3 protein-coding genes are annotated in these 1,074 nt (G+C 64.0%); 1 reads left to right on the forward strand and 2 read right to left on the reverse strand.

Going from position 1 to position 1,074, the window contains the following annotated elements; genetic code table 11:
* Nucleotides 1-56: 56 nt before the first annotated feature.
* Entirely contained in the window at nt 57-254 is a 198-nt protein-coding gene (locus tag ACFWJO_RS40750; protein WP_010078466.1) for a hypothetical protein, read from the reverse strand.
* A gap of 44 nt (nt 255-298) precedes the next feature.
* Nucleotides 299-631 (reverse strand): DUF3024 domain-containing protein, encoded by a 333-nt coding sequence (locus ACFWJO_RS40755; RefSeq protein ID WP_036315702.1) that lies wholly within the window; start codon nt 629-631, stop codon nt 299-301.
* A 42-nt stretch (nt 632-673) separates the two neighbouring features.
* On the opposite strand from ACFWJO_RS40755, the gene ACFWJO_RS40760 reads away from it, so the two are divergent.
* On the forward strand, nt 674-1,074 hold a 401-nt coding region (locus ACFWJO_RS40760), incomplete at its 3' end, for a hypothetical protein (RefSeq protein WP_386873443.1).

The raw sequence follows: 1,074 nt of genomic DNA on the forward strand, positions 1-1,074 counted from the left end.
TCCATCCTCGTTTCCAAGGTCAGGAGTCTCCAACAAACCCAGGGCGCTTCAATCGGTCAGGAAGGCAGCAGGAGCACCTTGATGTCGTAGTCGAGCTTGCAGAGATAGAAGATCAACTCGACGACGGGACGGTGACTATCCCAGCGGGGCTGTGAGGGGCCGATCTCGCAGAACCTTGCGGCAAACTCAACCTTCTCGCGCGCGGCCGGGATCGATGCGCGGAAGGCCGCTTCATCCCATTGCTCTTCGCTCATACTCCCGACCGTAGCGGTGAGTACCGACACGGCCGTGGGAGCTCTCAGCCCCAGAAGATCGGATCCTGGTGGCTGCCGATGTAGTCGAGCAGACTCTGGACGTTCTTCGTCGGGCGCCTCTTCGTGTACTCGTGGAACTTCATGTGCCGGTCACGCCAGTAGATGCTCCACTGGCCGGTCTTGACGGTGTATCGCAGGCGCGCGACCGGGAACCGCGTCCAGTCGCCCTGCCCGTCCCACGGCGGCCGCGTCTCGATGATCGTGACGTGCCGGTCGGCGATCTCGGCTTCTACTCTCACCTGATCCCACAGGTGCTCGGGCACGCGTTCACGGCACCAGCGGCCGATGCGCAGCAGGTCGGTCTCGGGCATAGCCATACGTCCATTATGCTGTCCGATCTCCTCGGTAGCCTCGAAGCTGTGGCGGATACCAAGCAGACGAAGACCATCGGGGAGCATCACGCTGCGGCGGAGCTGGCCCGACGTGGCTGGGCGCCGGCACTGACTCATGACGGTCTGGAACGCACAGACATCCTCGCCGTGCTTGCCGACCCGGATAACCGTCGGATGGTCGAGATCCAGGTGAAGACGGCGCGTGGGTCGGCGTGGAGGTCGATCAGCTGGCCGCTCGGATCGAAGTCGCAGGGGCCGAGCCAGCACCAGCGGGAGTACTACGTCATGGTGGCTGTGTCGCATGACCTCGCCCTGCCGCCACGCAACTTCGTCGTTCCCCGCTCGCACGTCGCCGCCGCCGCATGGATCGAGCACATGAACTGGCTCACCGAACCCGGGATCGAACCGGGCAAGCGGAACGCACCAGT

The organism is Streptomyces sp. NPDC127092 (assembly GCF_042722475.1).
Lineage (GTDB): Bacteria > Actinomycetota > Actinomycetes > Streptomycetales > Streptomycetaceae > Streptomyces.